18 protein-coding genes and 1 pseudogene are annotated in these 19,473 nt (G+C 61.7%); 10 read left to right on the top strand and 9 right to left on the bottom strand.

The window, feature by feature from the left end:
• Nucleotides 1–41 precede the first annotated feature (41 nt).
• Nucleotides 42–665: a 3-hexulose-6-phosphate synthase gene (gene hxlA / locus AC1DDH_RS11680; protein ID WP_459384524.1), complete on the top strand. Its 624-nt coding sequence runs from the start codon at nucleotides 42–44 to the stop codon at nucleotides 663–665.
• A gap of 741 nt (nucleotides 666–1,406) precedes the next feature.
• Here the strand turns inward: hxlA and AC1DDH_RS11685 are convergent.
• Nucleotides 1,407–2,321 (bottom strand): LysR substrate-binding domain-containing protein, encoded by a 915-nt coding sequence (locus tag AC1DDH_RS11685; RefSeq protein WP_230009662.1) that lies wholly within the window; start codon nucleotides 2,319–2,321, stop codon nucleotides 1,407–1,409.
• A 143-nt stretch (nucleotides 2,322–2,464) separates the two neighbouring features.
• Between AC1DDH_RS11685 and AC1DDH_RS11690 the strand changes: the two genes are divergently transcribed.
• The 4 genes from AC1DDH_RS11690 to AC1DDH_RS11705 all read left to right on the top strand — a co-directional run bounded on the left by AC1DDH_RS11690 (nucleotide 2,465) and on the right by AC1DDH_RS11705 (nucleotide 6,807).
• The gene (locus AC1DDH_RS11690; protein WP_476955474.1) at nucleotides 2,465–3,760 is read left to right on the top strand and encodes a cytochrome P450; all 1,296 of its coding nucleotides are present in this window, start codon (nucleotides 2,465–2,467) and stop codon (nucleotides 3,758–3,760) included.
• A gap of 27 nt (nucleotides 3,761–3,787) precedes the next feature.
• Nucleotides 3,788–4,111, top strand: a complete 324-nt coding sequence (locus AC1DDH_RS11695; protein WP_476858214.1) for a 2Fe-2S iron-sulfur cluster-binding protein — start codon at nucleotides 3,788–3,790, stop codon at nucleotides 4,109–4,111.
• A 15-nt stretch (nucleotides 4,112–4,126) separates the two neighbouring features.
• Entirely contained in the window at nucleotides 4,127–5,365 is a 1,239-nt protein-coding gene (locus AC1DDH_RS11700; RefSeq protein WP_476955475.1) for an NAD(P)/FAD-dependent oxidoreductase, read from the top strand.
• A gap of 752 nt (nucleotides 5,366–6,117) precedes the next feature.
• Nucleotides 6,118–6,807: a nucleoside/nucleotide kinase family protein gene (locus AC1DDH_RS11705; RefSeq protein ID WP_476955476.1), complete on the top strand. Its 690-nt coding sequence runs from the start codon at nucleotides 6,118–6,120 to the stop codon at nucleotides 6,805–6,807.
• A 358-nt stretch (nucleotides 6,808–7,165) separates the two neighbouring features.
• Here AC1DDH_RS11705 and AC1DDH_RS11710 read toward each other — a convergent pair whose 3' ends face one another.
• The 3 genes from AC1DDH_RS11710 to AC1DDH_RS11720 form a co-directional block, all read right to left on the bottom strand.
• Nucleotides 7,166–7,636: a hypothetical protein gene (locus tag AC1DDH_RS11710; RefSeq protein ID WP_476955477.1), complete on the bottom strand. Its 471-nt coding sequence runs from the start codon at nucleotides 7,634–7,636 to the stop codon at nucleotides 7,166–7,168.
• Complete coding sequence (locus tag AC1DDH_RS11715) at nucleotides 7,629–8,168, bottom strand: hypothetical protein (RefSeq protein ID WP_476955478.1); 540 nt, start codon at nucleotides 8,166–8,168, stop codon at nucleotides 7,629–7,631. The genes AC1DDH_RS11710 and AC1DDH_RS11715 overlap by 8 nt, the downstream gene beginning before the upstream one ends.
• A gap of 317 nt (nucleotides 8,169–8,485) precedes the next feature.
• On the bottom strand, nucleotides 8,486–8,935 hold the full coding sequence (locus AC1DDH_RS11720; protein WP_476955479.1) for a hypothetical protein: 450 nt from the start codon (nucleotides 8,933–8,935) through the stop codon (nucleotides 8,486–8,488).
• Nucleotides 8,936–9,232: 297 nt separating this feature from the next.
• On the opposite strand from AC1DDH_RS11720, the gene AC1DDH_RS11725 reads away from it, so the two are divergent.
• Nucleotides 9,233–10,756, top strand: a complete 1,524-nt coding sequence (locus AC1DDH_RS11725) for a glycoside hydrolase family 43 protein (RefSeq protein ID WP_476955480.1) — start codon at nucleotides 9,233–9,235, stop codon at nucleotides 10,754–10,756.
• 134 nt (nucleotides 10,757–10,890) lie between these two features.
• On the opposite strand, the gene AC1DDH_RS11730 is transcribed toward AC1DDH_RS11725, so the two are convergent.
• Complete coding sequence (locus AC1DDH_RS11730) at nucleotides 10,891–11,652, bottom strand: HAD hydrolase-like protein (protein ID WP_476850816.1); 762 nt, start codon at nucleotides 11,650–11,652, stop codon at nucleotides 10,891–10,893.
• Nucleotides 11,653–11,726: 74 nt separating this feature from the next.
• Here AC1DDH_RS11730 and AC1DDH_RS11735 point away from each other — a divergent pair, with 74 nt between their 5' ends.
• Entirely contained in the window at nucleotides 11,727–12,194 is a 468-nt protein-coding gene (locus AC1DDH_RS11735) for an Lrp/AsnC family transcriptional regulator (protein WP_476850815.1), read from the top strand.
• Nucleotides 12,195–12,204: 10 nt separating this feature from the next.
• Here AC1DDH_RS11735 and AC1DDH_RS11740 read toward each other — a convergent pair.
• From AC1DDH_RS11740 to AC1DDH_RS11750, 3 genes and pseudogenes are all read right to left on the bottom strand, one after another.
• Nucleotides 12,205–12,309, bottom strand: a pseudogene (locus AC1DDH_RS11740) (lyase family protein); the annotation flags it as partial.
• Between the two features lie 105 nt (nucleotides 12,310–12,414).
• Nucleotides 12,415–13,827: an aldehyde dehydrogenase family protein gene (locus AC1DDH_RS11745; protein WP_476872153.1), complete on the bottom strand. Its 1,413-nt coding sequence runs from the start codon at nucleotides 13,825–13,827 to the stop codon at nucleotides 12,415–12,417.
• Nucleotides 13,820–14,872: a homoserine dehydrogenase gene (locus AC1DDH_RS11750; protein ID WP_476860515.1), complete on the bottom strand. Its 1,053-nt coding sequence runs from the start codon at nucleotides 14,870–14,872 to the stop codon at nucleotides 13,820–13,822. Before AC1DDH_RS11750 ends, AC1DDH_RS11745 begins: the two co-directional genes overlap by 8 nt.
• 301 nt (nucleotides 14,873–15,173) lie before the next feature.
• Here AC1DDH_RS11750 and AC1DDH_RS11755 point away from each other — a divergent pair, with 301 nt between their 5' ends.
• From AC1DDH_RS11755 to AC1DDH_RS11765, 3 genes are all read left to right on the top strand, one after another.
• Nucleotides 15,174–16,613 (top strand): amino acid permease, encoded by a 1,440-nt coding sequence (locus tag AC1DDH_RS11755; RefSeq protein WP_476850812.1) that lies wholly within the window; start codon nucleotides 15,174–15,176, stop codon nucleotides 16,611–16,613.
• A gap of 81 nt (nucleotides 16,614–16,694) precedes the next feature.
• Nucleotides 16,695–17,858: an alanine racemase gene (gene alr / locus AC1DDH_RS11760; RefSeq protein WP_476872152.1), complete on the top strand. Its 1,164-nt coding sequence runs from the start codon at nucleotides 16,695–16,697 to the stop codon at nucleotides 17,856–17,858.
• A gap of 37 nt (nucleotides 17,859–17,895) precedes the next feature.
• A complete protein-coding gene (locus AC1DDH_RS11765) occupies nucleotides 17,896–18,696 on the top strand; it encodes an IclR family transcriptional regulator (protein WP_476955481.1) in 801 nt (266 codons plus the stop codon).
• Here AC1DDH_RS11765 and AC1DDH_RS11770 read toward each other — a convergent pair.
• Nucleotides 18,693–19,469, bottom strand: coding sequence for an IclR family transcriptional regulator (locus AC1DDH_RS11770; RefSeq protein ID WP_476955482.1), 777 nt, complete (start codon nucleotides 19,467–19,469; stop codon nucleotides 18,693–18,695). The genes AC1DDH_RS11765 and AC1DDH_RS11770 overlap by 4 nt on opposite strands.
• Nucleotides 19,470–19,473 lie beyond the last annotated feature (4 nt).

Genomic DNA, 19,473 nt, shown 5'->3' on the forward strand with positions numbered 1-19,473 from the left:
GAATTCCTTTTGCCCAACATTTCCTAAAGAAAGAGCCGATCATGAAACTCCAAGTTGCAATGGACCTCCTCACCGTCGAAGACGCCCTCGAATTGGCCGCCAAAGTAGCCGAATACGTGGACATCATCGAACTCGGAACACCCCTGATAAAGGCTGCAGGCCTCTCCGCTGTCACCGCCATCAAGAATGCCCACCCCGACAAGATCGTTTTCGCTGACATGAAGACCATGGACGCCGGAGAATTGGAGGCTGACATCGCCTTCAAAGCCGGCGCCGACCTGGTATCAGTCTTGGGCAGTGCAGACGACTCGACCATCGCCGGCGCCGTGAAAGCCGCCCGCGCGCACGGCAAAGGCATCGTTGTGGACCTCATTGGGGTATCCAATAAAGTCTCCCGCGCCAAGGAAGCGCGTGCCCTTGGCGCCAAGTTCGTGGAATTCCACGCCGGCCTTGATGAGCAGTCACAGCCCGGCTATGACCTCAAGGGGCTACTGGCCGCCGGCGAAGAAGCGCGCATCCCCTTCTCAGTAGCCGGAGGAGTAAACCTCTCGACGATCAACGCTGTCCAGCGGGCAGGGGCGGACGTGGCCGTAGCGGGCGGCTCAATCTACGGAGCCGCGGATCCCAGCCTGGCCGCCAAAGAACTGAAGGCCGCCATCATCTGACGCTTCTTTTCCATCACCTGCGGCGGCCGCACGTGCAAAACGTGCGGCCGCCGCATCCAACCCACTCACAAGGAACCGGAGGGACAAAAAGTGAGTATGCGATGAATGCTGGAGTCACGCTTCAGCCACGGCCCACCCAGCGGCCCATCCACCAATGGGAATACCTGAGCCCAGGCGACGGCGTCGAGGTGTGTCTGGGGGATCTCCAGTACGCCGGATGGGTAGACGCGGTCGGAGATCGCGGGCATCTGATTTGGGTGATCGAGAACGGAACGGCTGACCGCAGGCTGTTCCTGCGCGGGGATGGCGTCACACTATGTCCCATCTGACGTTACTCCCCAACCCGACTCCGACCAGATCCGCGGTACACGATCAAAGCCCTTCTCTCCCGGAATATTCGGAAGGGTGGCGCGAGGTGTCCACTGCTGACCCAAATCTTGTCGACAAGTTACTGAACGAGGCTGAGTCGTCGCTCGTCGAAGTGGCTCTGAGCCGCCGGCCCGCCGGCATTTTGGTCACCCGCCATCACGCAGGCCGGTACGTCCTAGAACTCAGTGAAGAAGTGCCGTTCGGGGAATCCCGGGAGCGGTCCGCCTGGTAAGAGAGCGTTCCTGCTTCCGGAACTACGTGGTCATTATCCAGGCGTCCACTCGAGAGTCAGCACGCAACGCACCCTGAAACCGTCCAGGAATGGGGCGGGCGCCGACCCTCGGTCTTGAGTCTTCTTGCGCCCGGCGGTCGCTATTCGGGTTCAATGGCGTCCAGGACCTCGACTGCATATTGGATGACAGCCAGTGCCCGGGCAGTCAGCATCGTTTCTTTTGGCCAGACCGCAACGACGGAGGTCTGGCCGGCGCGGGGGCGAAGGTGCCGGGTCACGAGTCCCTTGCCCTCGCTGGAAACCGGGATTTGATTGGGCCGCGACATCAAGAGGCTGTAGCCGAGCCCCCGCCCGACCATCGCCCGGACAAGATCGATTTGCGGGACTACTGCACCCACGTTTGGCTTGAGCCCACGCTGAGCGAACATCAACTGCGTATATTCCGTGCTGGGGGCCGTGTTGAGCATGATGAGTGGCTTGGTCGCCAGATCAGCGAGATCCACGTCGTCTTCTTCAGCAAGTGAATCGTTGGCCCCCAGAACGGCCATGACTTCGGTCTTGTAGATGACCCTGCGCTCCACGTCCGCTGGCAAGCTAATGTCGTAGACGATGGCCGTGTCCAGGGTTCCATCTTCAAGTGCCGGCAACAGGTCGGCGTGGTCTCCTACCGTGATGCTGATTTCGACTTTGGGGTGCAGGCTTGCCATGCCTTCAAGCACGGCGGGAAGGACGTTGCTTGCCAGGCCCGTATAGCAGCCCAGCGACATCGGCCCCTTCAGCTCGCCGCGGATCTCACCCAATCCGTCTGCCAGTGCGCTGGCCTCGCGAAGCAGTTCCCCGGCCCGCTTCGCGAAGTGGCGCCCGGTCGGCGTCAGGTGCATGCCCCGGGCCTTCCTCCGGATGCACAGTTGTTCCCCCAACGCTGCCTCCAGCTCGCTGATGGCATGCGAGAGCGCGGATTCGGAGATGTGGAGCTGTTGCGCCGCGGATCCCAGGGTGGTGTGTTCCGGCAGTGCGGCGAAGAGTTCGAGCTGACGAAACGTGAATTTCGGCACGAATATCACTTCTCCTAAAGAATCGAAATACTTCTACTGATATTCGCAGTTTACTAGAGAAAGATTGCCTGTGACACTGATTACACAAGGAAGTGCCAGTAGGACCGGCTACACAACGACGTGCCAGTAGGAGTAAGACAACAATGACGACACAAGCCGCACAGTGCCCCTACCACGGGAACTCGGAGACCCGAAGCGATGACGCGGCCTCGGTGCCCGGCTGCAGCGATCAAGCTCGCACCACCGCTTCGCAGGACGCCGCCGACTACGTCGTGGCTGACTGGGTTGACGTGGCCGAACTTGCATCGGATCCCTACCCGACCTATGCCCGGCTGCGGGCAGAGTCGCCGGTCGCCTGGGTTCCGCAGGTTAACAAGTTCCTCGTCACCAACTACGCCGGCTGCCACACGGTGGAACAGGATCAGGAGATCTTCACCGCCAACGTTTCCGGCGCCACGATGACCCGGGCCATCGGTGCCCAGCCGATGCTGCGCAAGGATGATCCGGAGCATTCAGTAGACCGGGCACCGGTAAATCCTGTGCTTCGTCCCAAGTCCATCAAGGAAGTCTGGGGCCCGGTCTTTGAGCGCAACGCCGAAACCTACCTTGAGAATGTCGCCGAGCTTGGCCCAGAGGAGGCGGACCTGAACCGGGACTATGCCGCCCCTGTGGCCTCGCAGAACCTCATCGACCTGCTGGGGCTGAAGGACGTATCAGTGGAGCAGGTCCGCCGCTGGTCCCACGACTTCATCGCGGGCATGGGCAACGTCCTGGACGATCAGTCGATCTGGGACCGGTGTGACGCTTCGACCGCGGAGGCCGATGCTTTACTCAGGGAACTGATCCCCTACTACCGGCAGAATCCGGATGCCTCGATGGTGTCCGCGTTCGCAAACAGCGGGCTGCCAACATCCAACGTTGCAGCGAATGTCAAGCTGACCATCTCCGGCGGATTGAACGAGCCCCAACACATGGTCACCAACATGGTCTGGGTCCTCAGCAGCCACCACGAACAGCGGGCGCAGGTCCTCGCCGACCCCTCGTTGTGGGCGTCCGTGTTTGACGAAGCCGTCAGGTGGCAATCACCGATCGGCATGTACCCGCGCCAAACGACCCGGGAAACCGTCCTCGAAGGGGTCCGGATCCCCGCCGGCGCCGGGATCGGCGTGGTCGTTGCATCCGCCAACCACGACGCCGCCCACTTCGGCGCCTCTGCAGCAGACTTTGATATCCACCGGCCAAAGCGCCCCCACCTCGCTTTCGGCAGCGGCGTCCACCTCTGCGCCGGGCACTGGGCCGCAAAGACCTCCATCGGTCAGATTGCCGTACCGATGGCCTACAAGCGCTTCCCAGGGCTTCGTGTAGACGAGCGGCGGAATGAGAGCTGGGACGGCTGGGTCTTCCGCGGCCTGACCAGCCTTCCCGTCACCTGGAACTAAGAGCACCCCCGAATACAAGGAGCAACGATGCCCACCGTCACCTACACCCAGCCAAACGGCACCCAGCAAACCCTCCAGGTCGAGGAAGGCACAACACTGATGCGCGCCGCCGTCAGCAACGGCATTGACGGCATCATCGGCGAATGCGGAGGGCAGGCCATGTGCGCCACATGCCACGTCTACGTGCGGCCGGAATATGCCGAGGCGTTGCCCGAGATCAGCGACGACGAAGACGAAATGCTCGACTGCACCACCGCGGAGCGGATGGACAGCTCACGGCTGGGCTGCCAGATCAAAATCGACGCAGAACTCACAGGGATTGTCGTCGACATCCCTGCCGGCCAACTCTAGAAGCGGGGCAATGACATGAGCGTTGTCATCATTGGCGGCGGACAGGCCGGCCTACAGGTCGCCGATACATTGCGGACCGAGGGGTACGGGGGCGAGATCCATGTGATCGCCGAGGAATCCGGACTGCCCTATCAGCGCCCGCCGCTGTCCAAGGACTACCTGGCCCCGGGCCAGGAGCCAGCTCCCTTGCCGCTGCGCGGAGCTTCCTTTTTCGTGGACAAGAACGTCACACTCCATGAAGGCGCCCAGGCACTCGCTATCGACCGGGCGGAACGGAAGGTCAAGCTCACCAAAGGTTCACTCGATTACGACCACCTCGTTTTCGCGACCGGTGCCCGAAACAGGATGCTGAGCTGCCCGGGCGCATCCCTGTCCGGCATCCATGGACTGAAAACCCTGACAGATGCAGAAGCGCTGCACACGGCGCTGCCCACCGCCCGCAATATCGTCATCATCGGTGCCGGATTCATCGGACTGGAATTCGCCGCCGCCGCCCTGGCCCACGGATGCGGCGTGACCGTACTGGAATTCGCGCCTCGCCCGATGGGACGTGCACTGACCCCCGTCATGGGTGAGTGGTTCGCAGCCGCCCACCGTTCACAAGGCGTCGACCTGCGCCTCGGCGAAGGCATTGACCGCTTCGAGCCCGGCGCGGATGGCCGCGTCGGAGCCGCAGTGTCCACCACAGGGGCTTCCTATCCTGCTGATCTGGTCCTCGTGGGCATCGGCGTTCAGCCCAACGACACCCTGGCCTCGGACGCCGGCCTCGAAACCAGCAACGGCATCGTTGTCGATGAAACGCTGCGCACAGCTGACCCTGCCGTTCTGGCGGTCGGCGACTGCGCCAGTTTCCCCAGCGCACACGCCCAGGTCCGTCTGCGTCTGGAGTCGGTCCAGAATGCCACCGATCAGGCCCGTCATGCCGCCCGCACGGTCCTAGGGGCTAACCACCCGTACACGGAGCTGCCTTGGTTCTGGTCCACACAGGGCCCATACCGGCTGCAGATGGCTGGGATCGCACGACCCGATGACGACACGCTGGTCCTGGGTGATCAGGCGGCAGCTAAGTTCTCCGTCCTCTGCTTCAGGGACGGCGTCCTCACGGCTGTGGAATCGGTCAACGCGCCCGCGGACCATATGGCCGCCCGCAAACTACTCGCCGCCGGCACGGGCATCACCCGCGACCGGGCAGAAACCGAGGGGTTCACCCTGAAGGCTGTCGCAAGCACCCCGTTAGTCCCAGTAGTCGCCTGACACGGATGCCCGTCACCGCCCCGACAAATCCCCCGTGAACATGGTGATCATTCCGATTTCAAGGTCGACGAATTTTGTCAGCACAAAGAAGAGCCGTATCCCTCCGTGCCGGGATACGGTGTGCAGGCTAAGGGCGCTGGAAGCGATGAAATTGGGGTGTGTACATTGTGCACATTTTGGGCTTCGCCTCGGGGCGTACGTGGGTCGGATCGAGCCGGATTCCGCATGTTTCCGGGAGTTCCCAGTGTTTGCGGGGGAGGGAATGCAGTTCGAGTCCCACCTCGGGCACGTGTTTTCCCTGTTCAGGGGCTTGTGGTCCTCTGAATGTGTACAAATCTCCTTTTATGGGCCCCCGCAGGGGCCCATTTTTGTTAGTGGCGGTTGGTCTGGCGGCTCCTTGTCTTGGCGTGGACAGCGCTGTTGCTGCTTACGCGTTCATGGCCGGTAGCGCCTGGAACGGCCTGACTTGCTGCGACTTGGGATCACTCGGGCCTCCTTCCTTGCTGTTTGTGCCGGACGTGGTCGGCCTCGTACCTGTTCATCTCCCGGAGTTGTGGTGATGACATGACCTGAGGGAWGTTTCTGGGAGATTTTCTGGTCCTCGATTCGTTCCTTTTCTTGGCCGGGGAGAGGTGAGCGGGCGTTTGTGCGGCAAAGGTTGTGTGGACATTGTCCACGCCGATGTAACGTGATGCCGTAGAACACCGGTGACCTCCTGCCCTGGTCCAGGCGAGAGCCGGARAGGAGAAGCGATGAACACCCCTCCATACCTGCGCTGGGACGAATCAGGCCAGCAGCAGCTCCTCGCCCGGGCTGAAGCGCTGCTCCAGCGGCGMRGCCGGTGCCTGCTCGGAATTGCCGGGGCGCCCGGKGCCGGAAAATCCACCATCTSCGAATGGCTGCTGGAGCGCCTGCTCACCGACCATCCCCGGCAGGTCGCCCTGGTCCCYATGGACGGATATCACCTGGCGCAGTCGCTGCTCGTGGCCCGCGGGCTKGAGCACCGCAAGGGCGCTCCGGACACCTTCGACGGTGCCGGCTTCGTCGCGTTGCTCCGCCGGCTGCGCTCAGAGACCTCGCGGGAGATCTTCGCTCCGGTGTTCCGCCGCGAAGTCAACGACGCGATCGCCGGGGCCATCGCCGTCCCGCCGGAAACACGCCTGATCATCACCGAGGGCAACTACCTGCTCTTTGACGAGGCCCCATGGAGCGAGGTCGCATCCCTCCTGGATGAAACCTGGTTCGTCGAACTCGAACAGGGCGAACGCCTGCGCCGGCTCACCGCCCGGCACCTGAGGTTCGACAACGACGCCGCCATCGCCGAATGGCGTGCAACCGGCAATGACGAACGCAATGCCCGCCTGGTAGCAGCAGGAAGCCAGCGGAGCACACTCGTCATCGAGCACACACCCGCGACCGTCCCGGCGCCCGGCCACGAATAAGCGGCCAGAAACCGAGCCGCCGGCTTCACTGCGCCCCGGCATTATTCCCTGCCTGGGACACAAGTGCCCGACGAGGCTCATCGATAGTTTTCACGTAACCTGCCGTCGTAGCCGCTTCTGAGTGGCCGCTCGTCATAATCTCCGATATCGGCGTTGGAATCAGTTGAGTGCAGCCGATCTGCGGCCACGAGCAGAATCACCGAGACCCGAGTTCAAATCGACGGGTTTGCCTTCATCGGTCCATAGCGGTCCCGGACCGTAGTCCGTCCAGAACTCAAGTCGCGTCATGATCCGAGTATCTCCCTGCGGTGACCGGCCTTTGGGATCAGCCGCCTCCACGCAACGGCTGATCCCAACGCTACGCCTTTGGTATGGCCAGGGTCGCTGCCCAGCGCTGGCCCACAGCCGATTCGATGCCTACCGAATAGGACTTGAGGTGGCTGACCTCGAATTGGTTTTCCGAAGGAACCACATCGTTTTGATTGCAGGGCAGCGGGAACTTACCTACGCCATCGACGTTTATGAGTACTTCCCCCGGGCCAAAGCACGTCAAATAAACCTTGATGAACTTCGATTCCACGCTGAATTGACCAAGGCTCATCGTTGCAGTCTGGTTGTCCAGCGATCCGACCACTTTTTCGCCGTTGGGAACGTGGTGGTTCACGGTCGTCGGAGAAGTTACTGACTCGGGCGGCGTGCTCGACGGAGTTGCCGTAGCTGTGGCAGTACCGGGGGGCAGCGGCGGCACGGCGTCGCATCCCACCAGGGCAAGGCACACTGCAGCAAGCCCGGCCCCGGCCAGCATCATCCCCGCTGATCTATCAGCCATTCCAAGTCTTCCACCCGATGCTGGTGGGAGCATCCAGCGTCCCCGTCCCAATAGTCGAACTAACGCAATTGGTGTTGTATTTCCAAGTGCGGATGTTTACCTTCCATTTGCTGGTTCCGATTTGCGCGTAGCCGGTCCGCAAAGCCGGCACGGTGTATTGGACCGACATTGAGGTCGTATAGGAAGCGGAGGCCGTGATGCTGCCGGACACCTGTGCCTTAGCAGTCGCGATTCCACCGCTCACGCCGCCTTCAATATAACCGCCCACTGACGCTCCTATCGTGCCAGACAAGGTATTCGTAAACGTGACAGTGTTCGCATAGCTCGTCCCGTTAATGGCGTGGTACACCGGGCCGATGGCCTGATAGTAGTTTTGCTTGGACGTGACCGTCTTGTAGACCGTCGAGCTGTCACATAGCCCCTGTGGACTAACCACCCCCCCTGTGTCCGGGGCAGCCTGGGCCGGAGATGCAAGGGTCATCAGCCCCGTTACGAGAATGCCAGCTAGTGTCGCACCAAGAAACTTCTTCAATTGAATCCCCCAATTTCAGTACTCCGCTAGCTGACATCAGGGCGCACAGCGAAGTGAAGTGAAATAGTCCCCCAATGATCGCTGGCCTGACGCGTCGCTGCCCCGACCAGCTGATGGCCCGACTCTATGGGACCGCGGCTACAGCAGCAATATGTAAAACAAATTGAATTATTACAGTCTGGTAAAGACATTCAGGCCGGCGCCACGCCGGAAATGGAGTTTGCCTGCACGGTTCCGTTTGGCAGGCTTGGGGTCAATCAGGCCAGGCCTCAGTAAATGGACAGTAATGGCACACCATAGCTCAAGGGGCTGCCGGCTTAGCTTTGGCCTGTCCCGACTCGGAAGATGCGGTCACTCAGGTCGCTGTGGAGGACGTGGAACTGTCCACCGTTGCCGTTGACCGTTCCGTCCGTCACGTAAAACCCCCGTCCGGCGTCCGGGCCTCCGGTAGCTCTGTCGATGACGGCTATCAGATGCCGGCCAAGATGTCCCTTCGGCCCCAGGACGGTGATCTCCTCGAGTTCTTCTGCCGTCAGTCCTGCCAGCACCGCACTAATTTCAGCCACGCCCTCCGGGTTACCCATGCCCGTGTTGGCCTGCATGCACAGGCTAGGGCACGTGGACCACCGCAGCAAGGATAGGGGGTTCTCCTCCTCTGCTGCGGCGATGGTGCGCTGTTCCAGTTCGCGCATTCTGGCAAGCTGCTCGCCGATTCGGCTGGCTACCATCAGGCCGGTACGCATCGCCCCGTCCACGGCATCTTCCATTCCGTCTGCTTCGCCCCGGACCACGCTGGTCCGGGGCGTTTCCATGTGATCGAAAGGCAGCCGGGCAGGTACCGTCGCGTCCCTTGAAGGCATCGTGGCCAATTGGTGCAACGCTCTGGACCATGCAGCGGCAGCGCTGAATGACGTGGCGTCCCCGGCTGTGATGCGGGTGTGAGGCAGGGAAGGTGTTCCAACCAGTGAAAGTCCAGGTGGGACTGCAAGGCGGGACATCCTAGGGTTGAAATTCCTCTACCCCCGCAGACCGGGTAGTCAATGCCAGCAACGGACGGAGCCCCATTGGTTGACACTGCAGTCGAGCAGGTTCGGCAAGTAGCATCTCCCGCAGCCATCACACCGGTCATTCCGGGTTTCCACCCTGACCCCACAATCTGTCGGGTCGGCTTCGACTATTTCCTGGCAACGTCGAGCTTTGAGTACTTCCCCGGAGCGCCGATTTTCCACAGCCGGGACCTCGTAACTTGGGATCAGATCGGGAACATCCTCACCCGGCGGAGCCAGTTCGCTGTTGGGGACGGGCGTCCTTCAGGCGGGATCTTCGGCTCAACGCTCAGGCATCACAACGGTGAATTCTGGTTCGTCACCACGAACATGAGCGACTTCGGTGGCGGTCATTTGCTGTTGCGGTCCAAGGAGGCTGCCGGCCCGTGGAGCGACCCGGTACAGATACCGGGAACGCTGGGCATCGACCCGGATATCGCGTGGGACAGCGACGGAAGTTGTTACCTCACCTGGGTGGGGTTCGGCCCCGGCGAGCATGAGTCCGGTATCGTCCAGGCGCGGCTGGATCCCGACGCTGGCCGCCTCTTGGAATCTCCCAGGAAGGTGTGGCAGGGAACAGGGCTGGCCTACCCGGAGGGGCCGCACCTGTATGAGGCGGGCGGCTGCTGGTATCTGGTTTTGGCCGAAGGCGGCACTGAACGCGGTCATGCCGTCTCTGTCAGCCGTGGCAGCAGTCCCGCAGGTCCTTTCGAACCGCATCCGAACAACCCCATCCTCAGTCATCGCAGCATGGCGGCGCCCGTCCAGAGTGTCGGCCACGCGGACCTGGTCGAAACGGTCGATGGTGATTGGGCCGCGGTCTATCTCGGTGTTCGTCCCCGTGGCGTTGTTCCTGGCTTTCACGTCCTGGGTCGAGAAACTTATGTTGCGGGTATCTCCTGGGACCAGGGTTGGCCGCGGTTCGATGAGGACCGTTATCAGGTTCCCGTCGTCGGGTCTTCGTTTATTGATGATTTCTCCTCCGACAGCCTTCACCCGCGGTGGATTTCACCCGGCCAGGACCCGGCTTCGTTTACGGCCGAAACCCCCGAAGGTCTCCTTATCGGGCAGAGCCAGACTGGCAGCGTTCCCATCTTGGCAACCAGGGTCCTCGGACACGTTTGGGGTGCACGCGCGTCGGTTCTTCTCTCGGGTGACAAGGCGGTCAGGTTCCTCCTGAGGATGGACGACTTCCATTGGTATGGCATCGAAGTCTCCGGACGCCAAATCCGGGTCGTGGCCCAGATCGGACCCCTTCAGCAGGTGGTAGCGACAGCGGAAATCGACCCAGCACCTGGACCATTTCAGCTGGAAATCGCATGCAACGAGTCACCCTTGGCGGGCCAACCGGGCATAAATACTGGGCCGGACGAAGTCACATTGGGCTTTCGAGAGCACGGCGAGCTGACGACGCTCGCGCGGATGGACGGCCGGTATCTGTCCACAGAGGTCGCCGGCGGGTTCACCGGCCGCGTTGTCGGACTGGCGGCAACCAGCGGCAGCATTATCATCGAACGGTTCGAATACAACCATCACGATTAGCGCCGCTCGAGTTCGTCCATCCCTGAGAGTCTCCGGCCCCATTTAAGGCACGATTGCGCTCTCCCAGCCAGTGCGGGAGCTCCACAGTCGGGGAGGAATGCGTGCGAACCCTAAACGCCGGCTTCGACGGCTCGTCAAACAGTGGAATGTGAATGACTGCTGGTCGCATTCGTGGACTCATCGCACGAGGGATGCTGCGCGGCTGACCGCCGGCGGTTCTCCAGGATCAGTGGCAGAAGGGCCGCAGGGGAGGCAGCAACGGCGGCGGCCTGCGAGGCTTCCTCGGCCTCGCCGTATCCCCAGAGTGCGAATATTGTGGGGATTCCGTGTATAGCTGCTCCCGCGACGTCGTAGCTTCGGTCTCCGACCATTGCGGGACTGGAGATGTCTACGCCTGTGGAATGGAGCCGAAGCAGCAATTCGGCGATGACGTCTGCCTTGCTCGCTCTTCCCTCGCTATCTGACGCTCCGCATACGGTGATGAAGTGGCAATCAATTCCGAACATTCGTGCCAGTCTTTTTGCTTGATCTTCAACCTTGGATGTGGCTACGGCCATCGGAATGCCGGCCGAATGTAGGCGTTCGAGTAGATCGATGATCCCGTCGTAGGGGCTGGACTGTTCGGCGCCATGATCGGCGTACGCTTTGCGATAATGTTGGAGGGCCTTTTGGGCCGTCTTTTCGTCCAGTTGTGAGACTGTTCTGAAGGACTCGATCATGGGCGGACCAACGAATCGGCGCAGTATGTCCATGCTGGGGACCGGCGCGCCCACAGCTGCCAATGCCTGTGCAGCACTTGTTGTAACGCCCGGTGCTGAATCCAGGAGCGTGCCGTCCATGTCGAACAAGATGCAGCTAATGCCAGTGAGAGACGGCCGGGCTTGATGAAGTGTCATTTTTCGAGGCTTTCGGTCTTGAAGTTGTTTCCGTTCCGGTTGGGTCCGGGGGATTATTGCGGTGAAGGGCAGGCATGGATCGAGTGAGTCTTGATCAGATTGATCAGAGGATTCTTGCGGAGCTTACGAAGAACGCTCGCATGAGCCATGCAGAGCTGGCGACCAAAGTCCTCCTTTCGAGGAACGCTGTGCGCCAGCGGATCGAGCGGATGGAACGGCAAGGGTATATCCAGGGGTACACGATTGTTGCCGGACCTCCGGGCCAGGGCCCGGTGTCCGCCTTCCTGATGGTTTACAGGAAGGACCGGGTTCGGGGGGCGGACGTCATCTCCGTGTTGCGGTCGATTCCCGAGGTGGTTCTGTGCGATGTCGTGAGCGGTGACTTTGATCTTCTGGTGAGGCTCGAGGCCCGGTCGCTGGAGAGGGTGCAGGAGATCTGGGAGCAGATCGCTGCTATTCCCGGAGTCACGGACACGGTGACGGCCATGACGCTTTCCAGTTTCATCAGGCGGGGCGCCGGAGGTGCCCGCGCCACGGAGTGAAAGTGATCCCGCTGATGGTGAAGTTCTCCAAGGCCCGGGCGGTGTGTGCTCCCCAATAGGCTGTGGCCGGAAAAGGAACGCTCCCGAGCGAATCCGTCTCGATGCGGGTGGCCATGGTTTTCTGTCCTCCGTGTGGAAGTTTGGGTGGTGCGCAGTTTTGTGCCGGCTGCCCGGAGGAACTGGAGGGGCGCGGGCCCTCGGCCGCGCCCCTCCAGTTCGATCAGTTCTTGATGCAGATGACTTTGGGCTGGGTCATCTCCTCATACGCGAAATGGACGCCCTCCCTGCCCATGCTCCCGTACTTAGCCCCGCCGAATGGCATGCCGTCGAACCGGTAATCAGAGGAATCATTGATCATGACGCCGCCTGCTTCGAGCTGGCGGGCCGCATCCATGGCCCTGGCCAGGGAGTCGGTGAATATGCCCGCATGAAGACTGAACTCGATGGCATTGGCGACGTCGATGGCCTCTTCGAAGGTGTTGAATTTACGAAGCATGACCACAGGGCCGAAAACCTCCTCCCTCCACAGGCTGCTGTCCGCCGGGACGGCTTCCAGGACGGTCGGCTGAAGCACATTGCCGTCCGTGACGTTGCCTGAGAGCAGGACGGCGCCGGCGTCGAGGGCCACGTCCAGTTTGGACTGGAGCTCCTGCAATGCTGTGGGGCTGATCATGGGTCCGACATCCGTCTGTTCATCCATTGGATCCCCGGCAACCAACCGCGCCGTTGCCTCCAGGAAGCGCTGGCGGAACGCGCCGTACACTGGGGCGGCTACGAGGATCCGCTGCACCCCCACGCAGTTCTGGCCGGCAGCCCAAAACGCTCCGGAGACGCAGGATTCCACGGCCTTCTCGATGTGGGCATCGTCCAGGACGATCACGGGTGCGTTTCCGCCGAGATCCATGGAAAGCTTCTTCAGGCCTGCGGTGCGGGCGATACTCTCCCCAGTGGAGAACCCCCCGGTGAAGGACACCATTCGTACGTCCCGGGACCGAATGATTTTTTCGGCCACGTCCCGGTCGCCGTGAACAATCGTGAGGGCTTCCGGCGGGAGGCCGGAGCTCACGAGGGCGTCCGTGAGCAGCTGGGCTGACAGGGGAGTCAATGCAGAGGGTTTGAGGATCACGGCGTTTCCTCCGGCGATTGCCGGGCCGATCTTGTGTGCCACCAGGTTGAGGGGGTCGTTGAAAGGAGTGATCGCGGCAATGATGCCCAGTGGTTCGCGCGAGTACCAGCCGGTGCGGTCCTCTGAGCCCTCGTACGAGTCAAAGGGTATGACTTCGCCCGCGTTCCGGCGCGCTTCGGTAGCGGAGAGGCGGAGCGTGTTGACCGCGCGCATCACTTCCTTCCGTGCCTGGCGGATCGTTTTCCCGGCCTCGGACACAATCGTTTGCGCGAACTCCTCGCTGCGCTGCTCGATCTCCGTTGCGGCGCCGTCCAGTATCTTCCCGCGGGCGTTGCGGGACAGTGCCCGTGCCTTCCGGGCGCCGACGCGGGCCGTTTCGATCACGGCTTTGCCGGCGGTGGCCTCGGTCAGCGAAACCGCGCCGACCACTCTGCCGTCGTAAGGGCTCATCACGTCGCGGAACTGCGGCAGCGCCGTTTCCGTCGAGCACAGCGTTGATTCAGACATTTGCGGCTACTTCCGTCCTGGCTGCGTGCATTGCGATGATGTCAGAAAGCAGGGCGTAGGCGGTCTCCACACGGCCGGCTCCCGGTCCGGAGACGGTTACCGGGCCCAGAAGGTCGGTGTCGAAGGACACGGCATTGGTTGCGCCGGAAACGCCGGCCAGCCCATGGCCGAGGGGGAGCGCTACGGGGGAGACGCCTGCGGTCACTGACCCGTCCGGGTTCCGCCGCGCTGAACCCACGAGCTTCCAGCGGCGTCCCTCGCGGGTTGCCTTCTGGATATTCTCCGGCGTCACTGTCGAAATCCCCGCCCGCTGAACGTCCTTTAGTTCGATGCCTGCGTCGAGCAGCTCGTTGGCGAGGATCAGTACCTTGAGCTGAACATCGTATCCCTCGATGTCTGCTGCGGGATTGGCTTCGGCGTAGCCGCGTTCCTGTGCCTCGCTGATGGCCTCTTCGAAGTCCAGTCCGGATTCCATCCGCCCGAGCACATAGTTGCTGGTGCCGTTGAGGATGCCTTCGAACCCGTTCAGCTTCAGCCCCGCGAACATTTTCTTGGCCAGGCGGATGACAGGAGTGCCGCTCATGACGGCACCCTCGAATTCGAAGTGCACGCCGTTCTGTTCGGCCAGGGCGGTCAGTTCGGCGCCGCGGAGGGCAACCGGGCCCTTGTTCGTCGTGCAAACGCTCTTGCCGGATTCGAGGGCCCAGCGTACGTGCGAAACTGCCGGCTCGCCGTCGTCGGGATTCGTGAACGTGGCCTCGCAGATGATGTCGGCGGTGCAGTCACGGATAACTGATTCGTTATTGGTGTCCGCGGACCCGCCATGGGCGGCGAAGGTTTCGCTTCCACCGTCCAAATTGAGTGCGATGCCGAGGTCGATCCCCTCGGGCTGGACCAGCGAACCGAGACGCAGGTCGGTGATGGCGACGACACGCAGGCCGAAGCCCAGCTCGGAACGAAGTGTGTCACCGCGTGTTGCGACCAGTTCGGCCAGCGTCCTGTTGACGCCGCCGAAGCCGATCAGCGCAATGTCATAGGTGGTCATGGTGCTCCCTAAGTCAGATACATCGGTCCTCCAATGCTCACCGCATTCCATGTCCGTCAGCGCATGTCATTGTGACCGAACAACAGGGCGAACTGACCATCTGTACGCCGATTCGGCAGGAGCGCCTCGAAGTAACTTAGGTGCAACATAAGCATGTTGAAATGTTTTTAATGACCCAAAGGCCGTTTTCGTGTTACTTTCATCACTACCGCCACTGCACAGCCCGAGGCGCCCTGTCCCCCAAGCCGGGGCGATGTGCGCATCTTTCGCATCAGACCTATCCACTCACCGGGGAGAAACCATGGAACCCTCATCACCTGTCCAGCTAGACACACAACCCACGTTGCCCCCGTCGACCGACTCCGGGCTCCGGCGGTCCATGGGGGCACGCCATCTGGTCATGATCGCCATGGGCGGGGTGATCGGCTCAGGGCTGTTCCTGAGCTCGGGCTACACCATTTCCCAGGCCGGACCGCTCGGCGCGGTCATCGCCTATCTGATCGGCGCCTTCGTTGTGTACCTGGTTATGGCCTGCCTCGGCGAGCTTGCCATCGCGTATCCGGTCTCAGGCGCCTTCCACATTTACGCGGCGAGGTCGATCGGGCCGGCCACAGGGTTCGCCACGGCCTGGCTCTACTGGCTCTGCTGGGCAGTGGCCATCGGATCGGAGTTCACTGCCTCCGGTCTCCTCATGCAGCGCTGGTTCCCGGATGTTGACGTCTGGGTCTGGTGCGTCATCTTCGCCTCGGTCCTCTTCGGATTCAATGCAGTTTCCTCGAAGTTCTTCGGCGAGTCCGAGTTCTGGTTTGCCATCGTCAAAGTCGGCGCCATCGTGGTTCTCATCGTTCTTGGTGGCGCGGCGTTGTTCGGCATCCACCCGCTCAGTGAGGGAGGCAGCCACCCGTTCATGTTTGAGAATTTCAACACCTCCAGCGGCCTCTTCCCCAACGGTTTCAGCGGCGTCCTCGTCACTGCACTTGCAGTGTTCTACGCCTTCTCCGGCTCGGAACTCATCGGTGTGGCAGCGGGCGAAACAGCTGACCCCGCCACCAGCATCCCCAAAGCGATGCGCAGCACAGTGATCCGCCTGCTGATCTTCTTCGTCGGGGCAATCGCTGTCATCGCAGCTACCATCCCTTTTGATCAGGTAGGCCTGGATGAAAGCCCGTTCGTGACTGTCTTCTCATCCATAGGCATTCCTTTTGCCGCCGACATCATGAACTTCGTCATCATCACCGCCCTCCTCTCCGCCGGAAACAGCGGCCTCTTCTCCTGCGCACGGATGCTCTACTCCCTTGCCGACGAGGGGCATGCCCCCCGGGCGCTGAAGAAACTGACCCGGGGCGGTATCCCCCTAATCGCGCTTTCAGTCAGCATGCTCGGAGGCCTTGCGTCGCTCATCAGCAGCGTCGTTGCGCCCGAAACGGTCTACCTGGCTCTCGTTTCAGTGGCAGGTTTCGCCGTCGTCGGGGTCTGGATGTCCATCACCGCCTCGCACTTCTTCCACAGGAGATCCTTTGTCAAGAACGGCGGCGATGTCGCCGCCCTTGCCTACAAGGCCCCGCTGTTCCCGCTGGTGCCCATCCTGGCCTTTTCGCTCTGCCTAATATCGCTCATCGGCATCGCCTTTGACCCGAATCAGGTGGCAGCCCTCTATTTCGGAATCTCTTTTGTTGGTGCCTGCTACGCCTTCTTCTACTTCAAATACGGACGTAAGGCGCGCGCAGACCAGCTGTCCTGACGCCATCATCAACCATCGTCTTCTCAGCTTCGTGGCCGGGGTCTTTCTTTCCCGGCCACGAGGCTGTTCAAGGGATAAACCATGAACTCACAAGGCCTGATGCAACACGTGCGCAGTTCGGTCCAGGACGCCGGCAGCTGGCTGGAGATTGACGCCGCCGCTTTCGAATCAAACGTCCGGACCCTCCTGTCCATGATCGATGACCGCGCACTGTTGTGCGCAGTGGTTAAGTCCCATGCCTACGGGCACGGAGCTGACCTCTTACTCCCGTCCCTTGTTCGTCTGGGCGTTCCATTCATCGGAGTAGGAAGCAACGAGGAGGCAGCCATTGCACGCCGCTGCGGTTTTGAGGGCCGGATCCTGCGTGTCCGTGCCGCGGCGCCGCAGGAGATCAGAGCAGGCCTGCGTCACGACATCGAGGAACTTGTCGCCGACCCGCAGAGCGCGTGGGAGATACACAAGATCGCTGCCGTGGCTGGGAAGGTGGTCCGCATCCACCTCGATATCAACTCTTCCGGGATCAGCAGGCACAGCCTCGACGTCTCATCCTCGCTTGGCCGGGCATCCGCGGTAGGAATCGTGAGCCACCCGGGGCTTCAACTGGCCGGGATCATGACGCATTTTCCCAAGGACGACGACGGTCATATCGAAACGACTCTTCTGCGGTTCCAAAGCCAGGCGTTGACACTGCTTCAATTGACCCGAACTCCCCGGGATGAAGTGCTGCTCCACTGCGCCAATTCATACGCCGCCCTGCACGTCCGCGGCTCGTGGCTGGACATGGTCCGTGCCGGGGCAGTCCTCTACGGCGATTCGGAACCTTCAACAGCGCACTTCCAACGGTGTTTGGCCTTCAAAGCCCGGATTGCGTCCATTAATAGCTATGCAGCAGGCACTAAGGTCGGCTATGGGCTCACCCACACCTTGGACCGCAACTCCAGGCTGGCTTCAGTGACAGCGGGTTACGGAGATGGCTACCGGCGGGCACTGGCCAGCCAAGGCAGCGTACTTGTCCGCGGCCGGCGCGCTGCCATAGTCGACATCGTTTCGATGAATTCCATGGTTGTCGACGTCACCGACGTGGCGGGAGTTTCCCCTGGAGACGAAGTCGTGCTGTTCGGGCGGCAGGGACGGGCAGAAATCGCTCCCGCAGAACTGGAAGCAGCGAATTCAGCGATACTCGCTGACCTCTACACTGTGTGGGCGCAAGGAAACCGCGTCCTGGTCAACAATGAAGACATGTGAGAATAGGCGTAGTCATCGGGCGGAAGGAGCACGGAGCATGGATTCTTCCTCGGAAGCGTCGTCCATGGCCCAAGGACTTCGAATAGTTCGGCTGGTCGCAGACCGGGAGAAGCAGGGCAGGCGGCTTCTCGGCGTTTCCCAGCTCGCATCCGAGCTGGATATGGAACAAAGCCGCGTCTCACGGCTGACGCAGGAATTGTGTGAGCTGGGACTGCTGGAGCGAGTCGAACGCGGTCCCTTCCGAACCGGTCCACGTTTTTTCAGCCTGGCCGCAGCGCTGAATACCGGCTGGGTCCGCGAATCAAAAACCGAACTTGAGGCTTTAGTGGCTTCTTTCGGCCTTAGATCCAGAGTTTCCGTCCGTGATGGCTTCCGGGTCGTTCTACTGCGGGCCTCCAGTAACGATGCGGTACCCGGCAGCTTCGTGAAACCCGGCATGGTGACGCCCGTGTGGTGCACCGGCTCCGGACGGGCCTTGCTGTGGGACGACCAACAGCCAGCCGTGGAAGTCCTTCTCCAGGATGTCAACTTTATCGGCGTAGGCGGTCCGGGGGCGGCCCATTCGCCGCAAGAAGTCGCCGAACTGATGGACCGGGACAGGGCGCGGGGCTTCATTGTCGCGGAGGAAGAATTCGAGCACGGAGTCTACGAACTGGCCGTTCCGGTCCGCAACGCTGAAGGATCGATTCTTGCCGCGCTCAGCGTCCTCGGCAGCCGGGCCGAGATCAAACCCAGCACCAATGACATTGCAGAGGCCCTTACGGCAGCAGCCGAGCGGCTGGGGTCCTTTGAGGGCCGTCCCCGGGACAACGCGGTCCGGAAGGGCCTTGCCAGCTAGAGCCGTTTCTGCAGCGCCGCGTGACCCAGCGTTGACTCAAGCCACTTTCCCCAGGACACGAGAGCCGTGGCGCATAGCTCCAGGCGCGGCTCCAAGCGTGTCTTGGCGCCGACGACCTGAAGCGCTGCCACCACATCGCCCTTGAAGTCGCGTATCGGAACGGCCAGCGAGTAAAGTCCTGGTTCGGCTTCCTCGTCGACAATGGAGTACCCCCGTGCCCGCGCCCCGCGCAGTCGTGACAGGAAGTCCTCGACGTCAAGCGGCGTATTGGGGCCATGGCGCACGAAAGGTACGCCGGAGAAAATGGTTCGGACCTCGGCGTCCGAGGCTTCCCACAGCAGGGCCTGGCCGGCATCGCTACAAAACGCCGGGTAGGGCCGGCCCAGCCACGAACCGACCATGTTGCTACTTGCCGGAACACGCTCACCGATGGTGACAGTACTGTTTCCGCTCATAACTCCAAGGAAGCATCCTTCGTTAGTTTCACCGGCCAAGCCTTCCAGAGCGGTTACGCCGTCGGTCTGCAGCCGTTGCTCTGTCAACAGCTGTGCGTCTGTCAGGAGCGACCAGTTCATTGTGTAGGACCGATGGTCTCCGCGTGCCAGAAACCCCTCCTGCTCGGCGGTCCGGAGACTGCGCGAAACCTGGCTGCGGTCCCTGCCCAGATCGGCTGCTATATCAGCGACCGTTCCGCCAGACAGGCCTTCTGCGTTGCGGGAGCCCACAGCGAGGACAGCCATGATTCCCCGGCCCATGCTGGACGTCTTAGACATGGAT

The sequence above is a fragment of the Arthrobacter sp. 10T425 genome (assembly GCF_056393985.1).

What these genes read in the sequence shown, in the direction of transcription:
- hxlA (WP_459384524.1), top strand. Translation starts at nt 42, where the DNA reads ATGAAACTCCAAGTTGCAATGGACCTCCTCACCGTCGAAGACGCCCTC.
- AC1DDH_RS11690 (WP_476955474.1), top strand. Translation starts at nt 2,465, where the DNA reads ATGACGACACAAGCCGCACAGTGCCCCTACCACGGGAACTCGGAGACC.
- AC1DDH_RS11695 (WP_476858214.1), top strand. Translation starts at nt 3,788, where the DNA reads ATGCCCACCGTCACCTACACCCAGCCAAACGGCACCCAGCAAACCCTC.
- AC1DDH_RS11700 (WP_476955475.1), top strand. Translation starts at nt 4,127, where the DNA reads ATGAGCGTTGTCATCATTGGCGGCGGACAGGCCGGCCTACAGGTCGCC.
- AC1DDH_RS11710 (WP_476955477.1), bottom strand. Translation starts at nt 7,636, where the DNA reads ATGGCTGATAGATCAGCGGGGATGATGCTGGCCGGGGCCGGGCTTGCT.
- AC1DDH_RS11720 (WP_476955479.1), bottom strand. Translation starts at nt 8,935, where the DNA reads ATGGAAGATGCCGTGGACGGGGCGATGCGTACCGGCCTGATGGTAGCC.
- AC1DDH_RS11730 (WP_476850816.1), bottom strand. Translation starts at nt 11,652, where the DNA reads ATGACACTTCATCAAGCCCGGCCGTCTCTCACTGGCATTAGCTGCATC.
- AC1DDH_RS11735 (WP_476850815.1), top strand. Translation starts at nt 11,727, where the DNA reads ATGGATCGAGTGAGTCTTGATCAGATTGATCAGAGGATTCTTGCGGAG.
- AC1DDH_RS11745 (WP_476872153.1), bottom strand. Translation starts at nt 13,827, where the DNA reads ATGTCTGAATCAACGCTGTGCTCGACGGAAACGGCGCTGCCGCAGTTC.
- AC1DDH_RS11750 (WP_476860515.1), bottom strand. Translation starts at nt 14,872, where the DNA reads ATGACCACCTATGACATTGCGCTGATCGGCTTCGGCGGCGTCAACAGG.
- AC1DDH_RS11755 (WP_476850812.1), top strand. Translation starts at nt 15,174, where the DNA reads ATGGAACCCTCATCACCTGTCCAGCTAGACACACAACCCACGTTGCCC.
- alr (WP_476872152.1), top strand. Translation starts at nt 16,695, where the DNA reads ATGAACTCACAAGGCCTGATGCAACACGTGCGCAGTTCGGTCCAGGAC.
- AC1DDH_RS11765 (WP_476955481.1), top strand. Translation starts at nt 17,896, where the DNA reads ATGGATTCTTCCTCGGAAGCGTCGTCCATGGCCCAAGGACTTCGAATA.
- AC1DDH_RS11770 (WP_476955482.1), bottom strand. Translation starts at nt 19,469, where the DNA reads ATGTCTAAGACGTCCAGCATGGGCCGGGGAATCATGGCTGTCCTCGCT.